Origin of the sequence: Herbidospora sp. NBRC 101105 (assembly GCF_030269205.1) — a bacterium.
Taxonomy (GTDB): domain Bacteria; phylum Actinomycetota; class Actinomycetes; order Streptosporangiales; family Streptosporangiaceae; genus Herbidospora; species Herbidospora solisilvae.
Window position 1 is genome coordinate 97220 of the sequence record NZ_BSSX01000007.1, and the last position, 18922, is coordinate 116141.

At 70.4% G+C, this 18922-nt stretch carries 16 protein-coding genes; 8 read left to right on the forward strand and 8 right to left on the reverse strand.

What is annotated here, in order from left to right:
• Positions 1–61: 61 nt before the first annotated feature.
• Positions 62–1177, reverse strand: coding sequence for a steroid 3-ketoacyl-CoA thiolase (locus QSK34_RS27170; protein WP_285587968.1), 1116 nt, complete (start codon positions 1175–1177; stop codon positions 62–64).
• Between the two features lie 19 nt (positions 1178–1196).
• Positions 1197–1814, reverse strand: coding sequence for a TetR family transcriptional regulator (locus QSK34_RS27175; protein ID WP_285587970.1), 618 nt, complete (start codon positions 1812–1814; stop codon positions 1197–1199).
• A 96-nt stretch (positions 1815–1910) separates the two neighbouring features.
• On the opposite strand from QSK34_RS27175, the gene QSK34_RS27180 reads away from it, so the two are divergent.
• The 3 genes from QSK34_RS27180 to QSK34_RS27190 all read left to right on the forward strand — a co-directional run bounded on the left by QSK34_RS27180 (position 1911) and on the right by QSK34_RS27190 (position 4747).
• Positions 1911–2897, forward strand: a complete 987-nt coding sequence (locus QSK34_RS27180) for an acyl-CoA dehydrogenase family protein (RefSeq protein ID WP_285587972.1) — start codon at positions 1911–1913, stop codon at positions 2895–2897.
• Positions 2888–4042, forward strand: coding sequence for an acyl-CoA dehydrogenase family protein (locus tag QSK34_RS27185; protein WP_285587973.1), 1155 nt, complete (start codon positions 2888–2890; stop codon positions 4040–4042). Before QSK34_RS27180 ends, QSK34_RS27185 begins: the two co-directional genes overlap by 10 nt.
• 402 nt (positions 4043–4444) lie before the next feature.
• A complete protein-coding gene (locus QSK34_RS27190) occupies positions 4445–4747 on the forward strand; it encodes a hotdog domain-containing protein (protein WP_285587974.1) in 303 nt (100 codons plus the stop codon).
• 56 nt (positions 4748–4803) lie between these two features.
• Here QSK34_RS27190 and QSK34_RS27195 read toward each other — a convergent pair whose 3' ends face one another.
• Positions 4804–6258, reverse strand: coding sequence for an RNA polymerase sigma factor (locus tag QSK34_RS27195; protein ID WP_285587975.1), 1455 nt, complete (start codon positions 6256–6258; stop codon positions 4804–4806).
• A gap of 189 nt (positions 6259–6447) precedes the next feature.
• Between QSK34_RS27195 and QSK34_RS27200 the strand changes: the two genes are divergently transcribed.
• Genes QSK34_RS27200 through QSK34_RS27220 form a run of 5 tightly spaced genes read left to right on the forward strand, consistent with a single transcriptional unit; the run spans position 6448 to position 10169 of the window.
• Positions 6448–7401 carry an ABC transporter ATP-binding protein gene (locus tag QSK34_RS27200; protein WP_285587976.1) on the forward strand — a complete coding sequence of 318 codons (954 nt, stop codon included), beginning with the start codon at positions 6448–6450 and terminating at the stop codon, positions 7399–7401.
• On the forward strand, positions 7394–8059 hold the full coding sequence (locus tag QSK34_RS27205) for an ABC transporter permease (protein ID WP_161481808.1): 666 nt from the start codon (positions 7394–7396) through the stop codon (positions 8057–8059). Before QSK34_RS27200 ends, QSK34_RS27205 begins: the two co-directional genes overlap by 8 nt.
• Entirely contained in the window at positions 8056–8718 is a 663-nt protein-coding gene (locus QSK34_RS27210; RefSeq protein ID WP_161481809.1) for an ABC transporter permease, read from the forward strand. The genes QSK34_RS27205 and QSK34_RS27210 overlap by 4 nt, the downstream gene beginning before the upstream one ends.
• Before the next feature lie 36 nt (positions 8719–8754).
• On the forward strand, positions 8755–9669 hold the full coding sequence (locus QSK34_RS27215) for an ABC transporter substrate-binding protein (RefSeq protein WP_285587977.1): 915 nt from the start codon (positions 8755–8757) through the stop codon (positions 9667–9669).
• Complete coding sequence (locus tag QSK34_RS27220) at positions 9669–10169, forward strand: flavin reductase family protein (protein ID WP_161481811.1); 501 nt, start codon at positions 9669–9671, stop codon at positions 10167–10169. The genes QSK34_RS27215 and QSK34_RS27220 overlap by 1 nt, the downstream gene beginning before the upstream one ends.
• Here the strand turns inward: QSK34_RS27220 and sppA are convergent.
• The 5 genes from sppA to treS all read right to left on the reverse strand — a co-directional run bounded on the left by sppA (position 10166) and on the right by treS (position 18910).
• On the reverse strand, positions 10166–11854 hold the full coding sequence (gene sppA, locus QSK34_RS27225; protein WP_285587978.1) for a signal peptide peptidase SppA: 1689 nt from the start codon (positions 11852–11854) through the stop codon (positions 10166–10168). The genes QSK34_RS27220 and sppA overlap by 4 nt on opposite strands.
• Before the next feature lie 66 nt (positions 11855–11920).
• Positions 11921–13519: a glycosyl hydrolase family 18 protein gene (locus tag QSK34_RS27230; RefSeq protein ID WP_285587979.1), complete on the reverse strand. Its 1599-nt coding sequence runs from the start codon at positions 13517–13519 to the stop codon at positions 11921–11923.
• Positions 13520–13666: 147 nt separating this feature from the next.
• Positions 13667–15811 (reverse strand): 1,4-alpha-glucan branching protein GlgB, encoded by a 2145-nt coding sequence (gene glgB, locus QSK34_RS27235; protein WP_285587980.1) that lies wholly within the window; start codon positions 15809–15811, stop codon positions 13667–13669.
• Positions 15812–15823: 12 nt separating this feature from the next.
• The gene (locus QSK34_RS27240) at positions 15824–17173 is read right to left on the reverse strand and encodes a maltokinase N-terminal cap-like domain-containing protein (protein ID WP_285587981.1); all 1350 of its coding nucleotides are present in this window, start codon (positions 17171–17173) and stop codon (positions 15824–15826) included.
• Between the two features lie 3 nt (positions 17174–17176).
• Positions 17177–18910, reverse strand: a complete 1734-nt coding sequence (treS, locus tag QSK34_RS27245; protein WP_161481815.1) for a maltose alpha-D-glucosyltransferase — start codon at positions 18908–18910, stop codon at positions 17177–17179.
• Positions 18911–18922 lie beyond the last annotated feature (12 nt).

Genomic DNA, 18922 nt, shown 5'->3' on the forward strand with positions numbered 1-18922 from the left:
CGGTCACCGGCCTGACCTCCAGGCGCGTCTGTCCAGGCCGCGTTCACGATTTCGGGACAGGTCACGCGCGTTCGAGGATGGTCGCCGTCGCGAGGGCGCCGCCCGCGCACATCGTCACCAGTGCCGTCGACCCGTCGGCCCGTTCGAGCTCGTGCAGCGCCGTCGTGATGAGCCGGCTCCCTGTCGCACCGACCGGGTGCCCCAGGGCGATGGCTCCGCCGTTGACGTTCAGGCGGGAGAAGTCGGGTTTGTGGACCGACGCCCACGACAGGACGATGGCCGCGAAAGCCTCGTTGACCTCGTAAAGGTCGACATCCGACAGCACCATCCCGGCCCGGTCGAGCACCCGCGTGGTCGCGTCCACGGGGCCGTCCAGATGGAAATAGGGCTCCGCCCCCACGAGAGTATGCGCGAGGATGCGTGCGCGCGGGCGCAGACCGTGCCGGGCGGCCGCCGTCTCGCTCATCAGCAGCACCGCGGCCGCCCCGTCGGAGATCTGCGACGACGTCCCGGCGGTGTGCAGTCCCCGCTCGCCCATGACGGGTCTGAGCCGGGACAGGCCCTCGGCCGTCGTCTCGCGCAGGCCCTGGTCCCGGGTCACCCCGGTCACCGGGACGATCTCGCGGTCGAAGCGTCCCTCGGCCCACGCTTCGGCCGCGCGCTGCTGCGACCGGGCGCCGAAGGCGTCGAGGTCGGCGCGGGTCAGGCCGCGCCGGGCGGCGATGCGTTCGGCGGCGGTGAACTGGTCGGGCAGGTCGATCGACCAGTCGTCGGGGCGGGGGTCGGCGGGCAGCACGTTCGAGCCGAGCGGCTGGCGGCTCATCGACTCGACGCCGCACGCGATGCCGACGTCGATCACGCCGGCCTGGATCAGCGCCGCCACCACGTGCACGGCCTGCTGTGACGAGCCGCACTGCGCGTCGAGCGTCGTCACGCCGGTCTGGTAGGGCAGGCCGGCGTAGAGCCACGCGTGGCGTCCGACGTGTCCGCCCTGTTCGCCGGCCTGGGTGACGCAGCCGGCGAAGACCTGTTCGACGGCGTGGGGGTCGACGCCCGCCTTCTCGACCAGGCCGGTCAGGGTCGCGGCGAGCAGCGCCTGTGGCTTGACTCCGGCCAGCCAGCCGCCGCGTCTCCCTATCGGCGACCGGACGGCCTCGACGATCACCGGCGTCCCCATGCCGAAACTGTAACGCGTTCTATTCCGCCCGTGAAGCCGGGAACTCGGCCAGGAGGCGGGAGGCGGCGATCTCGATCCTGCGCTGGATGTCCTCGTACGTCCGCCGGCCCCGCAACATCTCCAGGAGCTCCTGCACCCACACCGCGCCGAGCGAGGCCGCCAGGATCCCCTGCTCCTCGGTGGCGCGGCCGTCGGACAGGCCCGCCACCCGGACCAGCAGCCCGGCCATCCGGTCGCCGAAGGGCAGTTCGACGTCGGCCAGGATCAGCGCCCTGATCAGCGCGTCGGCGAGCTCGGGCTCGCGCATCAGGCCGCGCGTCGCCCGCATCAGCACGTCGACGGCCCGCCCGTCGGGGGTGGCGGCAGCCGGTGGACGGCGGGCGATGCTCGACTCCAGCATGTCGAGTTCCTCGCCGACCACGGCGACCACGAGGTCCATCTTCGAGGGGAAATAGCGGTAGAGGGTGCCCAGGGCCACGCCGGCGCGTTCGGCGACCGTGCGCATCTGCATCGCCTCGACCCCGCCGCGGGACGCCAGGGCCGCGGCGGCCTGGAGGATGCGCCTGCGCCGCTGGAGCTGGCTCTTGGTGCGCAGGCCCGGAGCCGTGCCGGGCGGGAGGTCCTGGACCGCTTCCATAGCAGAACACGTTATCTGACCAGGTCCCGTGCCGGATGGTTACTCACCAGTCACGGGGTTGTGGACACTTACTAGAATCCGTTCTAACTTCGGTTGGTGGATTTCGATCTCGACGAGCCGCAACGGGAGTTGCGCACCCTCGCGGCCGGGCTCCTCGACAAGGAGGCCGACCCGGAGGCCCACGAGAAGACCGGCGAACCCTACGACGCCCGCCTGTGGGCCACGATGGCCCGCGCGGGGCTGACCGGGGCCTGCCTGCCCGAGGAGTCGGGCGGCGCGGGACTCGGGCCGGTCGAGATGGCGGTGCTGCTGCGGGAGGTCGGGGCGCACGTCGCGCCCGTGCCGCTGCTGCCCGCGCTGGTCACGGGGCTGACCGTCGGACGCCACGGGTCGGCGGCGCAGAAGGGCCGGCTCGCCTCCGTCGTGGAGGGCGGCGCGCCTTACACCTACGGCGTCGGCGGGCGGGTCGCCGTCGCGAACGGGCGGCTCACCGGGCGGGTGGCCGGCGTGCCCTACGCCGCGCAGGCCGCGGGTCTCCTGGTGGCGGCGGGCGACGACGTGTACGTGGTCCGTCCGGAGGCCCTGACCGTACAGAAGACCGTGGTGACCCTCGACGACGCCCCGGGAGAGCTGATCGCCGGGGCGGCCCACGAACTGGGCCTGCTGGTCCGCGCCGCGCTCACCGCCACCGCCTCCGGAGTGCTGGCCCAAGCGCTGAAGATCACCACCGACCACGTCAGGACACGCCGCCAGTTCGGCCGCGCGCTGGCCGAGTTCCAGGCCGTCACCATGCAGATCGCCGACGTCTACATCGCCGCCAGGGCCCTCGACGTCGCCGTCTGGTCGGGGGTGTTCCGGCTCGCGGCGGGGCTCGACGCCGACCGCGACCTGGCCGTCGCGGCGCTGCACACCGCCGACTCCGCGCTGCGGGCCCTCTACACCTGCCAGCACCTGCACGGCGGCCTCGGCCTGGACGTCACCTATCCGCTGCACCGCTACTTCGCCTGGGGCAAGCACACCGCGCATGCCCTCGGCGGCGCCGAGGCGCAACTCGACCTGATCGGGGACCTCGAATGTTCGTAGAACTGACCGACGCGCAACGCGCGTTGCGCGACGAACTGCGCGGCTACTTCGCCACCTGCCTGACCGCCGAGCAGCGCGCCGACATCGCGGCCGACCCGTTCGGCGCCGCCTACATGGAGCACTGCCGCCGGCTGGGCCGCGACGGCATGCTCGGGATGGGCTGGCCGACGGAGTTCGGCGGCCGGGGCTACGGCCCCCTGGAGCAGCAGATCTTCGCCAACGAGATCGCCCGCGCCGAGGTGCCCTACCCGATCATCACCTTGCAGACGGTCGGCCCGACCCTGATGCAGTACGGCACTCCCGAGCAGAAGGCGTTCTTCCTCCCGCGCATCCTGGCGGGCGAATGCCACTTCGCCATCGGCTACAGCGAACCGGGCGCGGGCACCGACCTGGCCTCGCTCACCACCACGGCCGTCCGCGACGGCGACCACTACGTCGTCAACGGCCAGAAGATCTTCACCTCGGGCGCCCACTTCGCCGACTACATCTGGCTCGCCGCCCGCACAGACCAGAGCGCCAGGAAGCACCGCGGCATCACCATGATGATCGTCTCGACGAAGGACCCGGGCTACTCCTGGACCCCGATCATCACCATGGACGGCCGCCACCACACCAACAGCACCTACTACAGCGACGTCCGCGTCCCGGCCGACATGGTCGTCGGCGAGGTCGGCAAGGGCTGGGACCTGATCGTCGACCAGCTCAACCACGAACGCGTGACCCTCGGGCCGGCCGGCAACATCGCCCACACCTACGACCGCTTCAAGGCCTGGGCCCGGCGCTCGGGCGCCATCGAGGAGCCGGCGGTCAGACGGGCCCTGGGTTCCGTGTACGCCGCCTTCCGGACCAACGAACTGCTCAACTGGCAGGTGGCCGCCAACATGGACCTCGGCTGGCTCGGCGCCCCCGACGCCTCGGCCACCAAGATCTACGGCTCCGAGCGCATGCAGGACGTCGGCCGCATCGTCGGCGAGACCCTGGCCCGCTTCGGCGACCCGGCCGACGAGGAGACCCGCGACCTGATGGAACGCGTCGACCGGGGAGTGAAGGGGGGCCTGGTGCTGACCTTCGGCGGCGGCGTCAACGAGGTCCAGCGCGAGCTCATCGCCATGCTGGGTCTCCAGCTTCCCCGGCCGCCCCGCTGATGCCCGGATGGAGCTTCTCCAGGCGCAAAAAAGACATACCCCACCTCGCTCAGCCTGGGGGGATGCCGAAATTGCGTCCGCGAGGGGAAAAACCCCAACCCGGTGAATCCCGACCCCAACCGGTGGATCAACCGGCTAACACGGACACCCGGCCCGTCTGGAAGGGTTCACCTGCGGAGAGTTTCCGGGCCCAGCGGTGCGGCGGGCCCGGGAACCTGCGACATTCCGCCCAGACCCGGTCCGCCCGGTGTGCCGTCCTCCTCCGGCGGAACCACGCCGCGGCGACCGGCGTAGGGCGATCGCCGACGAGATCCCGGGAGCCGTGAGATGCGAACCCTGAACACGTCCAGGCGCGGCACACCGTCAGCGGCCTTCTGCCGCACCGCCCCGTGGAGCGGCCCGATGCGAACCCCGCAGATCCAGACCGGCACCCGGCTTCCCCGCCTGATCCTGCGGGCCGCCGACGTCCGGCTCAGCCTGATCGCGACGATGGACCTGGTGGAGAACTACGTGACCGGGTGGGCCGGCTCCGACGCCTTCGTCCACGCCATGAACGTGAAGCTCGGCCGTCCCGCCGACGCGGGCGACACCCTCACCCTCACCGGCGTCGTGGTGAACGCCACCACCGAGACCGTGACGGTCGAGGTCTGCGCCCGATCGGCCGACGGCGTGCACGCGACCGGCACGGTCCGCCTGTCGTGGTGAAAAACTAGCGCGTCCCCACGCGGGGGACGCGCACCAGAAGCCGGCTCGCGAGGGCGTCAGACCAGCAGCGGCATCGAGAAGAAGACCGCCAGCGCGATGGCCAGGCAGATCAGGAAGCCGATCAGCTCCCACGCCCAGTCGTGGTGACGTTCCGGCTTGGCCTTCGGCGCCCGCCGCCCCGCGTGACTGCGGGCCGGGGGCAGCAGCGGGGGCGGGTCGAGCGGGGCCTCGGGCAGTGAGCCCGTCTGCACGGCCCTGACCAGGGCGCTTTCGGGCCTGTCGATCGTGGTCGAGCCCTGCGGCAGGTCGTCGTCTTCGGCGATCGGCCGGGAGAACACCAGCCGGTCGGACGGCAGCAGGTCGGGCATCGTGGTCTCGCCCGGCGACTCCGGTTCGGTCACCGGCGCGAAGTCCGCCGCGGTGTCCGCCACAGTGTCCGCCGCCAGGTCGGCGGCCGTCAGGTCGGGGGCGCCGGAATCCGGAAGGTCCGTGTTCGCGGGCTCGGCCACGGGTGGGTGGTCGGTCTCGGTGGTGAAGGCGTCGAACGACGCCATCTTCGAGAAGGCTTCGAGCTGGTCTTCGACGACGGCCTCGACCGCCTCCACCGTCTCTGGCGGGGCGGGGGCGGGCTGCGGCGTGGGCATGCTCATGCGGCGCTTCGGCGGGCCGTTGCCGATGTTCTTCAGGATCGAGCCGCGCAGGCGGGGCATCGGCTCGGTCAGCGCCTCGTGGCGGCGGCGGCGTTCGGCCCTCTTCGTCGGGTTGGTCAGGTCGTCGAGCGGGACGACCGTCGTGTTCGTCGCCGGGTCGGTGTCGGTCGCCAGCGGCAGCGGCCACGAGGGCGCGGTGGGCCAGAGCTTACGGACCGGCAGGGAGGACTTCCGGCGGACCGGCGGGGCCTGGTCGAAAGGGAGGGCCGACTGGTGGAGGCGGCGCAGCACGTCGTGGGGCGGCTCGCGCCAGGGGAGCCGGGCCAGCACGTCTTCGAGGGGGGCGACCCCGATGGCGTCGTACACCTCTTCGACGTCGCGCGCGATGAACGGCGCGGTGCGGGCGGCGGTGACGGCGGTGGCGAGGGTCTGGGCGAACCGGTGGCGGGCGCTGGTGGCCAGCTCTTCCGCGGTGTCGGCGGCGACGTCGAGGACCAGGGCGAGCTCGGCGGAGCTGAGCCCGCAGTGGGCCGACAGCAGCAGGACCTCGCGCTGGTGGGGCCGGATGTCGCGGAAGACGCGCTCGATGAGCGCGGTCGCCGGGTCGGCGATGGAGTCGACGGCGGGCATCGCGTAGCTGACGTCGCGGCGGTAGATCTCGCGCCGGGCGAGGGAGAAGAGCGCCGCGCGAGGCGGATCCGTCGGCGGGACGCCCGTGAGCACGGCGACCAGGGCGTCGGCGGCCGAGGCCGTCTCACCCAGCTGGTCGTGGCAGTAGGCGAACAGCCCGGCGGCGTGACGCTCGTAGAGCTCGGCGATCAGGTCGCTCCTGGAACGCTGACCCGTGAGCGGTGTTGTCACGGCCGGTACCCCTGGTGTTGAAGTGGAGGGATCGTACGTCAATCATGCCGCCACCGAGGCTGGAGCGCACTAATTAGTGGGCTTTTGATTCATATTCTTCTGGGCAGTGACCATTGATCATTTCGGAATGTAACAAAGCCCTCGTAGGCTGGCCCGCGGAGATCGACACCCTGTGGACAGAGGTCACCAGTGATCACTTTTGACGGCGTCACGAAACGCTACGCCGACGGGACGGTCGCGGTGGACGACCTCTCCCTGGAGGTGCCGACCGGCGCCATCACGGTCTTCGTCGGCCCCTCGGGCTGCGGGAAGACCACCTCCCTGCGGATGATCAACCGGATGATCGACCCGTCGCAGGGCCGCGTCCTCCTCGACGGCAAGGACGTCACCACCGTCGACCCGGCGACCCTGCGCCGCGGCATCGGCTACGTCATCCAGCAGGCCGGCCTGTTCCCCCACCGCCGCATCGTCGACAACGTCGCCACGGTGCCACTGCTGCTCGGCTGGGACAAGAAGAAGGCCCGCGACCGCGCGATGGAACTGCTCGAACGTGTCGGCCTCGACCCCAAGATGGCCCGCCGCTACCCCTTCCAGCTCTCCGGCGGCCAGCAGCAGCGTGTCGGCGTGGCCCGCGCGCTGGCCGCCGACCCGCCGGTGCTGCTGATGGACGAGCCCTTCAGCGCCGTCGACCCGATCGTGCGCGCCTCGCTCCAGGAGGAGCTGCTCCGGCTGCAGTCCGAGCTGCACAAGACGATCGTGTTCGTCACCCACGACATCGACGAGGCGGTCAAGCTCGGCGACACCGTCGCGGTGCTGCGGGTGGGCGGGAGGCTGGCCCAGATCGCCGCGCCCGCCGACCTGCTGAGCGGCCCGGCCGACGACTTCGTGCGCGAGTTCCTCGGCCGCGACCGGGGCATCCGGCGGCTCGGGTTCGTCCCGGCGAAGGACCTGGCGCTCGACCCGGCGCCCGACGGCGTGACGCCCGAAGGTCACGGGACCTTCAACCCGGCGAGAGACTCCCTGCGGGCCGCGCTCGACGCGGCCCTGCTGTCGCCCGACGGGCTGGCGGTGGCCGTCGACGACGACGGACGGGTGCTCGGGGTGGTCGGCCAGGCCGCACTCGTGGGGGCGGCCCGTGGATGAGCCCCTCGTCCGCTGGGACTGGATCGCCCGCAACTGGGACAACGGCGGGCCGACCTCGGTGAAGGTCCTGCTGGAGAACCACATCGTGATGGCGTTCGTGCCGGTCGTCGCCGGGTTGCTGATCGCGATCCCGCTCGGCCTGGCCTGCGCCCGCTACCGGTGGCTCTACCAGCCGACCGTCGGGATCATGAACGTCGTCTACTCGCTGCCGTCGCTGGCGCTGTTCTCGATCCTGCTGTCGGTCACCGGGCTGACCCAGACGACCGTCATCATCCCGCTGACCCTGTTCTCCCTGGCCGTGCTCATCCCGGCCGTGGTCGACGGCATGCGGTCGGTGCCCGACCACGTGCGCCAGTCGGCCGTCGCCATGGGCTTCCAGCCCTACCGGCGGCTGGTCTCCGTGGAGCTGCCCATCGCGGTCCCGGTCGTCCTGGCCGGGTTGCGGGTCGCGGCGGTGTCGAGCATCTCGCTGGTCAGCGTGGGCGCGCTCATCGGGCAGGGCGGGCTCGGCTACCTGTTCATCGACGGCTGGCAGCGGCAGTTCTACACCCCGATCGTGGTCGGGATCGTGCTCGTGGTCGCGCTGGCCCTGGTCGCCGACCTGGTCATCATCGCGGCCCAGCGCCTGCTGACGCCGTGGGCGAGGAGGCGGGCGTGAACTGGCTCATCGAGTTCTTCGGCAGCGCCGAATACTGGTCGGGCGACGACGCCATCCCGCTGCGGCTGCTCCAGCACCTCGAATACTCCTTCCTGGCCTTCGCGATCGCCGCGCTGATCGCGATCCCGCTCGGGCTGTTCATCGGGCACACCGGCCGGGGCGCGGTCATCGTCGTGGTGTCGGCCAACGCCGCCCGCGCGCTGCCCACGCTGGGCCTGCTCGTGCTGGTCGTGCTGCTCATCGGCGTCGGCACGCTCTGGCCGGTGCTGATCCCGCTGATCGCCCTGGCGATCCCGCCGATCCTGGTCAACACCTACGAGGGCATCCGGGGCGCCGACCCCGATCTGCGCGACGCCGCATACGGGATGGGCCTGCGGGGAAGTCAGGTGCTGTTCCGGGCGTTGCTGCCTGTTGCGCTGCCGTTGATCCTGCTGGGTCTGCGGCTGTCGGCCATCACCGTGGTGGCGACGGCGACGGTGGCGGCCTACGTCGGGCTCGGGGGGCTGGGGAGGTACATCATCGACGGGCTGGCGACGAAGAACTACGCCGAGGTGTTCGGGGGAGCGGTGCTGGTCGTGCTCCTCGCGCTGGCGGTGCAGACCGGGTTCACGCTGCTCAACCGGGTAATCGTCTCGCCGGGGGTGCGACAGGTCCGCTAATCTCTACCTATCCCCCCGATTTTGAAGGGAATGTACGTGAAACGAGCACTCGTCACCGCGCTCGCCGCGGTGTTCGCCCTATCCGCCTGCGGAGGAGGTGGCGGCGACCCGTTGGCGCAGGCCACCCCGTCCGCCCCCGCCGCCTCGGGGGGCTCCGCCGCGGCCTCGACGGTCGTCGTCGGCTCCTTCAACTTCCCCGAGAGCGTGCTGCTGGGCTCGATCTACGCGCAGGCCCTGCAGGCCAAGGGCGTCACCGTCGAGGAGAAGCCCAACATCGGGTCCCGCGAGGTCGTCTTCGACCAGATCAAGAGCGGCGGCCTGACGGTGCTGCCCGAGTACGTCGGCTCGCTGCTGGCCTTCGTCGACCCCGCCGCCACCGCCAAGTCGACCGACGACGTGGTGGCCGGGCTGAAGGCCAAGCTGCCGCCGGAGGTCGAGATCCTCACCCCGGCCGCCGCGCAGGACGGCAACTCCCTCACGGTCACCAAGGCGTTCGCGGCCGAGAAGAGCCTGACGACGATCGAAGACCTGGCGAAGATCTCCAAGGACCTCGTGGTCGGCGGCCCGCCGGAGTTCAAGGAGCGCCAGGAGGAGAACTTCAAGAACACCTACGGCCTGGAGTTCAAGTCGTGGGAGCCCACGGCCGAGACCACGGCCGACGCCATCAAGAGCGGCACCATCCAGGTCGGCAACGTGTTCACCACCGACCCGAAGATCCTGCTCAACGACCTGGTCTCGCTCCAGGACAACAAGAACGCCTTCGCCGCCGACAACATCGCGCCGCTGGTGTTCAAGGCCGGGGCCGACGACACGGTCAAGACCACGCTCGACGCCGTCTCGGCCAAGCTCACCACCGAGGGCCTGCTCGAACTGATGAAGCAGGTCGCGGTCGACAAGGCCGACCCGCCGGTGGTCGCCAAAGACTGGCTGACCAAGAACGGCCTGCTCTGATGACGACCCCGGCGGCGGGCGCGCTGTTCGTCGAGGCGATGGCCCAGCTCGCCGCCGGGGTCGCCGTCGTCACGGTGAAAGACGACCGCGACGACGTCGGCAACACCGTCACCAGCCTGCTGTCGGTCTCGGCCACGCCGCCGACCGTGCTGATCAGCCTCGCCAACGGCGCCTACCTGACCGAGCTGCTGCTGCGGCGCGACCGGTGGGCCGCGACGCTGCTCGCCGACGGCCAGCAGGCCATCGCCTCGCGCTTCGCCACCCCGGGCCGTCCCGGCGCCCGCCTGCTGCTCGCCTCGGTGGCCCACCACCGCGGCGCCCAGTCGGAGGCGCTCATCGTCGAGGGCGGGGTGGCCGCCCTGGAGGCCGAGACCATGACGGTCGTCCCGGCCGGCGACCACATGCTGTTCGTCGCCCAGGTGACGGCGGTCGACTACGTCGACGCGGCCAGGCCGCCGCTCACCCGGCTGCGCGGCCGTTACCGGCCGGTCGGGGGCTAGCGGATCACCCACTGGCCGGGCAGCACCAGCGGCCCGGCGGCGGGCAGGCCCAGCTCGGCGGCGAACGTCGCCAGCGGCCCCCACGCCTCAAGACGGACCCGCGCCGTCGCGGCCGTCTTGTCCTCACTCGACTCGGCCGGCATCAGCCGCTCCAGCGGGTTGATCTTGGGGTAGGACCGCACCGGCGCGTCGGCCGCCAGCCCGGCCCGCTTGCGCGCCTCGGCCAGCGCGTCTTCGATTCCGCCGAGCTCGTCGACCAGCCCGTTGTCGCGGGCGTCGGCGCCGGTCCAGACGCGGCCCCTGGCCAGCGACTCGGCCTTCTCGCGCTCCATGCCCCGGCCCTGGGCGACCTTGTCGACGAAGTCGTCGTAGACGCGGTCGAGCCAGGTGTTGACGCGGGCCCACTGGGAGTCGGAGAACGGCCGGGTGGAGGAGAACATGCCCGCGTTGGCGCCCTCGGCGACGATCTCGGTGGAGATGCCGAGCCGGCCGAGCAGCCCGCCGAGCACCGCCTTGCCGCCGAACACGCCGATCGAACCGGTGAGGGTGCCGGGCTGGGCGTAGATGACGTCGGCGGCCATCGAGACGAAGTAGCCGCCCGAGGCGGCGACGTCGCCCATCGACACGATGACCGGCTTGCCCGCCCGCTTGGCCAGGATGACCTCGCGCCAGATCGAGTCGGAGGCGGTGTAGGAGCCGCCGGGGCTGTCGACCCGGAACACGATCGCCCGCACCTTGTCGTCGCGGCGGGCCGCGCGGATCGCCGCGCTGATGGTGTCGGAGCCCATCGCGCTGCCGCCGCCCAGGGGCGAGCGGCCGCTGCGGCCCAGCCGGATCGCGCCGTGGCCGTGGACCAGCGCGACGACCTGCTCACCCGGGTGAGGCATCTTGGGCAGGGCGGTCTTCGCGTAGCGGGCGACGTACAGGAGCAGGGAGTCTTCCGGCACGTGGTCGGCGTAGACCTCGTCGCGGTATTTCAGCCCGTCGACCAGACCTGCCGCGACGGCCTCCTGGCCGTAGAACGGGCCCTGGTCGATGAGTTCGCGCACCCGCTTGGGTTCGAGGCCGCGGCCCTCGGCGATGCCGGCCACGAGCTGCTCGGTCAGCGACTCGGCCAGCCGCCCGGTCATCTCCTTGTGGGCGTCGGTCATGTGGTCTTGGGTGAACATGTTGGCGGCGGTCTTGTACTGGTGGCGCTGGCCCACCTGGTAGTCGACGTCGAGCTTGCCGAGCGCGCCCTTGAGGAAACGCTGCTCGATCGCGACGCCGGTCAGCCCGACGTCGCCCGACGGCTGGAGGTAGACCTTCTCGAAGGCGCTGGCCAGGTAGTAGGGCACGGTGCCGTTGGCGACCTCGCCGTAGGTGTCCGCCCAGGCCACGGTGAGCTTGCCGGCGGCGCGGAAGTGCACGACCGCGTTGCGGATCTCCTGGACCATGGCGAGCCCGAGCGGATGGCCGCCGATCTTGACGATCAGGCCCTTCACCCGGGGGTCGCGGCGGGCCCGCCGCAGGCCGCCGATGACGTCGCTCAGCCGGGCCCGGCGCATCGACAACAAGGCCGACACGGGGTCGGCGGGCGGAGCGTCGGTCAGACCTTCGGTCAGGTCGAGCTCCAGCATCAGCGGGGAGGTCCGGCGCTGCCGCATCTTGCCGACGGCCTCGATGATCGTCTTGGTCGCGTCCATGAAAGCCACACTAAGCGAAACGGCCCCGCGCACAGGGCGCGGAGCCGTTCAGCCGTCAGAGGACGGCTACTTGAGACCGTTGCTCATCGCGGTGATCAGCTCGCCGTTGGCGGTGTCGCCGCTGGTCTCCCAGAAGAAGGCGCCGGCCAGGCCCTGGTTCTTGGCGTAGGTCATCTTCCCGGCGATGGTGGCGGGGGTGTCGTAGCTCCACCACTGGTTGCCGCAGTGGGCGTAGGCGGTGCCGCCGACCGTGCCGGTGGCCGGGCAGCGGGTCTTGAGGACCTTGTAGTCCTCGATGCCGGCCTCGTAGGTGCCCGGCGCCGCGCCGGTGGCCGAGCCGCCGGGGGCCGACTGGGTGACGCCGGTCCAGCCGCGGCCGTAGAAGCCGATGCCGAGCAGCAGCTTGGAGGCCGGGATGCCCTTCGACTTGAGCTTCTGGATCGCCAGGTCGCTGTAGAAGCCGGCGGTCGGGATGCCGGTGTAGCTGGTCAGCGGCGAGTGCGGGGCGGTCGGGCCCTGCGCGGCGAACGCGCCGAAGTAGTCGTAGGTCATCGGCATGTAGAAGTCGACGTACTGGGCCGCGCCTCCGTAGTCGGCGGCGTCGATCTTGCCGCCGTTGGTGCCGTCGGCGGTGATGGCGGCGGTGACCAGGGCGTTGGGGCCGAACTTGGCGCGCAGGGCCTGCATGACGTTCTTGAAGGAGGAGAAGCCGGAGGCGTCACAGCTCAGGCCGCAGGCGTTGGGGTACTCCCAGTCGATGTCGATGCCGTCGAAGACGTCGGCCCAGCGCGGGTCCTCGACCATGTTGTAGCAGGAGTTGGCGAACGCGGTCGGGTTCGCGGCGGCCTGGGTGAAGCCGCCCGAGTAGGTCCAGCCGCCGATGCTGAAGATCACCTTCAGGCCCGGGTACATGGCCTTGAGCTTGCGGAGCTGGTTGAAGTTGCCGCGCAGCGGCTGGTCCCACGTGTCGGCGACGCCGTCGACGGAGTTGGCCGCGGTGTAGGCCATGTCGTAGTCGGCGTAGCTGTCGGAGATCGTGCACTGGCCGTTCTGGACGTTGCCGAAGGCGTACAGGATGTGGGTCAGCTTCGCGGCGGAGCCGCTGGTGTGCAGGTTCTTCACGTAGAACTGGCGGCCGTAGACGCCCCAGTTGGTGAAGTAGCCGATGACCTTCTTGCCGCCCGGCGGGGGAGTGACCGTCGGGGTGACCGTGGGCGTCGGCGAGGGGGAGGCGGTGGGGGAGGCCGACGGCGACGGCGACGGGTTCACCGGGCCGCCCGTGCAGGGGGCGCCGTTGAGCTTGCAGTTCTGGACCGCCGACAGGCCGCCCGGGGCGCCGATGAAGCCGAAGCTGACCGAGGTCCCGGCGGCGAGCGGGCCGGCCCAGCCCTTCTTGGTGAAGGTGTAGTGGTTGCCCGACTTCACCATGTCGGCGTCCCAGGCCGAGCTGATGGTGGTGGTGCCCGGCACGTCGAACTCGACCGTCCACGTGGACAGGGCCGTGTCGCCCGCCTTCACGGTGACCTTGCCCTGGAAGCCGGTGCCCCAGTCCTGGTCGACGGCGTACGTGGCGGTGGCAGGAGTGGCGGCGGCGGCCTGGCCGAAGCCGAACGGCACGAGCAGCGCCGCCGCGGCGATCAGCGAGCCGATGGTGATACGTCGCAAGGAACGCTCCCGGGGGGTAATTCTTAGGAAAGTTTCCTATTAATAGCCCGAGATTAGGACCATGGTCTGACGGGGGTCAACTCCTCCGTAAGGGGGTTAATCTGCGCTTAAGGTTCCCATAAGAAAGGGCCCCCGGAGGGGCCCCTGTCAAGCTTCCTTGCGCAACCAGACGGTGCCCAGCGGAGGCACCCGCAGCCGGACCGAATAGGGCAGCCCGTGGTGCTCCGCCTCGGTCGCCACCACGCCGCCCAGGTTGCCGACGCCGCTGCCGGCGTACTCGTAGGCGTCGGTGTTGAGCACCTCGGTCCAGGTGCCGCCCTCGGGCAGGCCCAGGCGGTAGTCCTCGTGAGGGCCGCCGGAGAAGTTGGTCACGCAGGCCAGCGCCGAGCCGTCGGTGCCGTAGCGGACGAACGAGAACACGTTCCCCGAGAAGTCGTCGGCGTCGATCCAGCGGAACCCGTCGGGGGTGTCGTCCTGGGTGTAGAGCGCCGGGGTGTCCTTGTAGACGCCGTTCAGGTCGCGTACGAGCCGCTGCACGCCCTGGTGGAAGTCGAAGTCGAGCACCCACCAGTCGAGCCCCTTCGACTCCGACCACTCGCCGCCCTGGCCGAACTCCCCGCCCATGAACAGCAGCTGCTTGCCCGGGTGGGCCCACATGAAGGCGTAGAGGGCACGCAGGTTGGCGAAGCGCTGCCACTCGTCGCCGGGCATCTTGCCCAGCAGCGAGCCCTTCAGGTGGACGACCTCGTCGTGCGACAGCGGCAGCACGAAGTTCTCGGAGTAGGCGTACATCAGCGAGAACGTGAGCTGGTGATGGTGGTACTGGCGGAAGACCGGCTCGTGGGCGAGGTAGGCCAGGGTGTCGTGCATCCAGCCCATGTTCCACTTGAAGCCGAAGCCCAGGCCGCCCAGGTGGACCGGCCGCGAGACACCGGGCCAGGCCGTCGACTCCTCGGCGATCGTGACGATGCCGGGGGCCTCGCGGTAGGCGACGGCGTTCATCTCCTTGAGGAACTCGATCGCGTCGAGGTTCTCACGGCCGCCGAACTGGTTCGGCGTCCACTCGCCGTCGCGGCGGGAGTAGTCGAGGTAGAGCATCGAGGCCACGGCGTCGACGCGCAGGCCGTCGATGTGGAACTCGCGCAACCAGTAGACCGCGTTGGCGACCAGGAAGTTCTTCACCTCGCGGCGGCCGAAGTCGAACACGTAGGTGCCCCAGTCGGGGTGCTCGCCGCGGTGGGGGTCGGCGTGCTCGTACAGGGGGGTGCCGTCGAAGCGCGCTAGGGCCCACTCGTCCATCGGGAAGTGGGCCGGCACCCAGTCGACGATGACCCCGACGCCCGCCTGGTGCAGCGCGTCGACCAGGGCGCGGAACTCGTCGGGCGAGCCGAACCGGGAGGTCGGCGCGTAGTAGGAGGTGACCTGGTAACCCCACGACCCGCCGAACGGGTGCTCGGCGACCGGCATGAACTCGACGTGGGTGAACCCCATCTCGGTCACGTACGCGGTCAGCTGGTCGGCCAGTTCGAGGTAGGACAACCCCGGGCGCCACGAGCCCAGGTGCACCTCGTAGGTCGACATCGGCTCCTTGAGCGCGTCGCGGGTCGCGCGGGCGGCCATCCACTCCTCGTCGTTCCAGGTGTAGGACGACTCGTCGACGACCGAGGCGGTCAGCGGCGGCACCTCGGTGCGCCGTGCCATCGGGTCGGCCTTGCCCCGCCACACCCCGTCGACGCCCAGGATCTCGAACTTGTAGCGGGTGCCCGCCCCTACGCCGGGGATGAACAGCTCCCACACCCCGGCCGAGCCCAGCGACCGCATCGGGTGGCCGCCGCCGTTCCAGTGGTTGAAGTCGCCGATCACCCGTACGCCCAGCGCGTTGGGCGCCCACACCGCGAAGGCGGTGCCGTGTTCGTCCTCGTGGGTCAGCACCCGCGCGCCGAGCACCTCCCACAGGCGCTCGTGGCGGCCCTCGCCGATCAGGTGCAGGTCGACCTCGCCGAGCGTCGGCCAGTGGCGGTAGGGGTCGCCGGCCTCGATCGGCTCGCCGCCCTCGTACTTCACCCGCAGCCGGTAGGCGGGGATCTTGTCCAGGCCCGGCAGGAGGACTTCGAAGACGCCGAACTCGACGTGCGCCAGGGCGTGGGCCTCCCCGTCGACCAGCGCCTCGACCGTCTCCGCGAACGGCCGCAGCACCCGGATGACCACGCCCTCGCCCGTCAGATGGGCGCCCAGGATCGAGTGGGGGTCGTGGTGGGCGCCGCCGGCGAGACGGTCCAAGTCGTTCCTCATCTATGCCAACTCTCAGTGTTTCGTGGTGAACGCCGCCAGGGGGATCGGCAGCCAGGACGGCCGGTTGCGCGCTTCGTAGACCACCTCGTAGACGGCCTTGGCGAGTTCCAGCGCGCGCATCATCACGACGTCGGCGGGGCGCAGTTCGCCGCCCGACCTCGTGTACCCGGACAGGAAGGCGGCCCGGTTGCGCACCGCCCACTCCTCGGCCCGGTCTTCCAGCGTCTCCGCGTCGGGGTGGTCGGCCAGCAGGTGGCGGGCGGCGTACTCGAAGGAGCGCAGCATGCCCGCGACGTCCCGCAGCGGCGAGTGGAGCGCGCGGCGCTCGGCCAGCGGCTGCCCCGGTTCACCCTCGAAGTCCAGCACGATCCAGTCGTCGTAGGTCCGCATGACCTGGCCGAGGTGGTAGTCGCCGTGCACCCGCTGCACCAGGACCGGCTCGTCGATCGAGGCCAGCAGGTCGTAGGCCTCCCGGGCCACGTCGGCGTGGTCGGCCAGCGCCGGGACCTCCGCGACCGCCCGCTCCAGCTGGGCGAGGTACAACTCGGCCATCGAGTGGATCTCGTCGGGGTCGAGGGCGTCGTACCCGAAGGCCTCCCGCATCTCGCGGTGGACCTCGGCGGTGGCGACGCCGAGCCGTTCGGCCTCGGCGGCGAAGTCGCCCCCGGCGTCGCCCGCGGACACCTCGCGCGGGGTGGCGTAGAGATCGCGGACGCTGGTCAGCGCCATCGCCCAGCCCTCGCTGGCGCCCCCGAGGAACGCCTGCATGATCGCCAGGGTGGTGGTCTCGCCGTCGATCGTGCCCTCGACCCAGCCGAAAGGCCGGGCCACGTGGTGGGAGCCCTCGTCGGCCAGCGCCCGGACGATCTCCAGCTCGGGGTTCATCCCCGGGATGACCACGCGGAACATCTTGAGGATGTACTGGTCGCCGAAGACGATCGAGGTGTTCGACTGTTCGGCGGTCATCACCAGGCTGCGCTGGGAGGTGTCGATCTCCGCCCCGGGCGCCCGGTGGAAGCTCAGCGGGCCGACGGTCGCGTCGCGGGCGATGCCGTGGAGCAGCCGGCCCATGAGTTCGGCGTCGTGGGCGGCGTCGTACACGTCGCGTTCACGGCCGTCCCACTCGCAGCGGCCGATGAAGACGTGCCGGAGCCTGCTGCTCAGCCCGTCGCGCAGCCCCAGCAGGAGCTGGTATCGGGTCGTGCGGTCGCCCTGGACCACCTTGACGATCAGATGGGCCAGGGCGGGGTCGCCGTCCATGAGCGGGACGGTGGACTCGATCGACAGATCGTCGATCGGCCGCCCCTTACCGGCGAACCATCGTTGATCGGCGATCCATCCGGTAAGGAGCTCGGCAAGCACTTTCTATTCCTCCCGGGACGACGGCGGGATGGTGAACCAATAGAACCCATGCCCCGGGAGCGTCAAAAGATACGGAAGTTCGCCAATCGGGGGGAACGGGACGTTACCCGTCGCCTCGATGGGTGAAACCCCCTCGAACCGCCGCAGATCCAGCTCCACCGGCTGGGGGAACCGCGACAGGTTGTTGACGCAGAGCACCCGGTCGTCGCCCAGTTCCCGGACGAACGCCAGCACACTCGGGTTCGAGGAGTTGAGCTCGGTGAAGTCGCCCAGCCCGAAGACGGGGTGGCGCTTGCGGATCTCGATCATCCGCTTGGTGAAGTGGAGCAGCGAACCGGAGTGCTTCTGCTGCGCCTCGACGTTGATCGCCTGGTAGCCGTAGATCGGGTCCATGATCACCGGCAGGTAGAGGCGGCCCGGGTCGCAGTCGGAGAACCCGGCGTTCCGGTCGGGCGTCCACTGCATGGGGGTGCGCACGCCGTCGCGGTCGCCCAGCCAGATGTTGTCGCCCATGCCGATCTCGTCGCCGTAGTAGAGCACCGGGGAGCCCGGCAGCGACATGAGCAGCGCGGTGAACAGCTCGATCTGGTTGCGGTCGTTGTCGAGCAGCGGCGCCAGGCGGCGGCGGATGCCGACGTTGGCGCGCATGCGCGGGTCCTTGGCGTACTCGGAGTACATGTAGTCGCGCTCTTCGTCGGTGACCATCTCGAGCGTCAGCTCGTCGTGGTTGCGCAGGAAGATGCCCCACTGGCAGTTCTCCGGGATCTTCGGCGTCTGGGCCAGGATCTCGGAGATCGGGTAGCGGGACTCGCGGCGGACCGCCATGAAGATGCGCGGCATCAGCGGGAAGTGGAACGCCATGTGGCACTCGTCGCCGCCGGTGACCGGGTCGCCGAAGTACTCCACCACGTCGCTCGGCCACTGGTTGGCCTCGGCCAGCAGCACCCGGTCGGGGTAGAGCCGGTCGATCTCGGCCCGGACCCGCTTCAGGTAGGCGTGGGTCTGCGGCAGGTTCTCGCAGTTGGTGCCGTCGGTCTCGAACAGGTAGGGGATGGCGTCCATGCGGAAGCCGTCGATGCCCAGGTCGAGCCAGAAGCGCAGGACCTCCAGCATCGCCTCTTGCACGGCCGGGTTCTCGTAGTTCAGGTCGGGCTGGTGGTGGAAGAACCGGTGCCAGTAGTACTGCTGGCGGACCGGGTCGTAGGTCCAGTTGGACGACTCGGTGTCGATGAAGATGATCCGGGCGTCCTTGTAGAGCTCGTCGTCGTCGTTCCAGACGTAGAAGTCGCCGAACGGGCCCGTCGGGTCGTGCCGGCTGGCCTGGAACCACGGGTGCTGGTCGCTGGTGTGGTTCATGACCAGGTCGGCGATGACCCGGATGCCGCGCTTGTGCGCCTCGTCGACCAGCTTGATGAAGTCGCCCAGGTCGCCGAAGTCGGGCAGGATCTTCATGAAGTCGGCGATGTCGTAGCCGCCGTCACGCAGCGGCGACTCGTACAGCGGCAGCAGCCAGAGGCAGTCGACGCCGAGCCACTCGAGGTAGTCGAGCTTGTCGATGAGCCCCCGGATGTCGCCCGTGCCGTCACCGTTGGAGTCGGCGAACCCGCGGATGAGCACCTCGTAGAAGACGGCGCGCTTGTACCAGAAGGCGTCGCGCGGCTTCTCGTGCGTGAAGGTGTTCGGAACCGGCTGGTTGTGCTGGCTCTGCGGATTCGGCTGAGGTGTCGTAACGCTCACCTGTGGACTCCC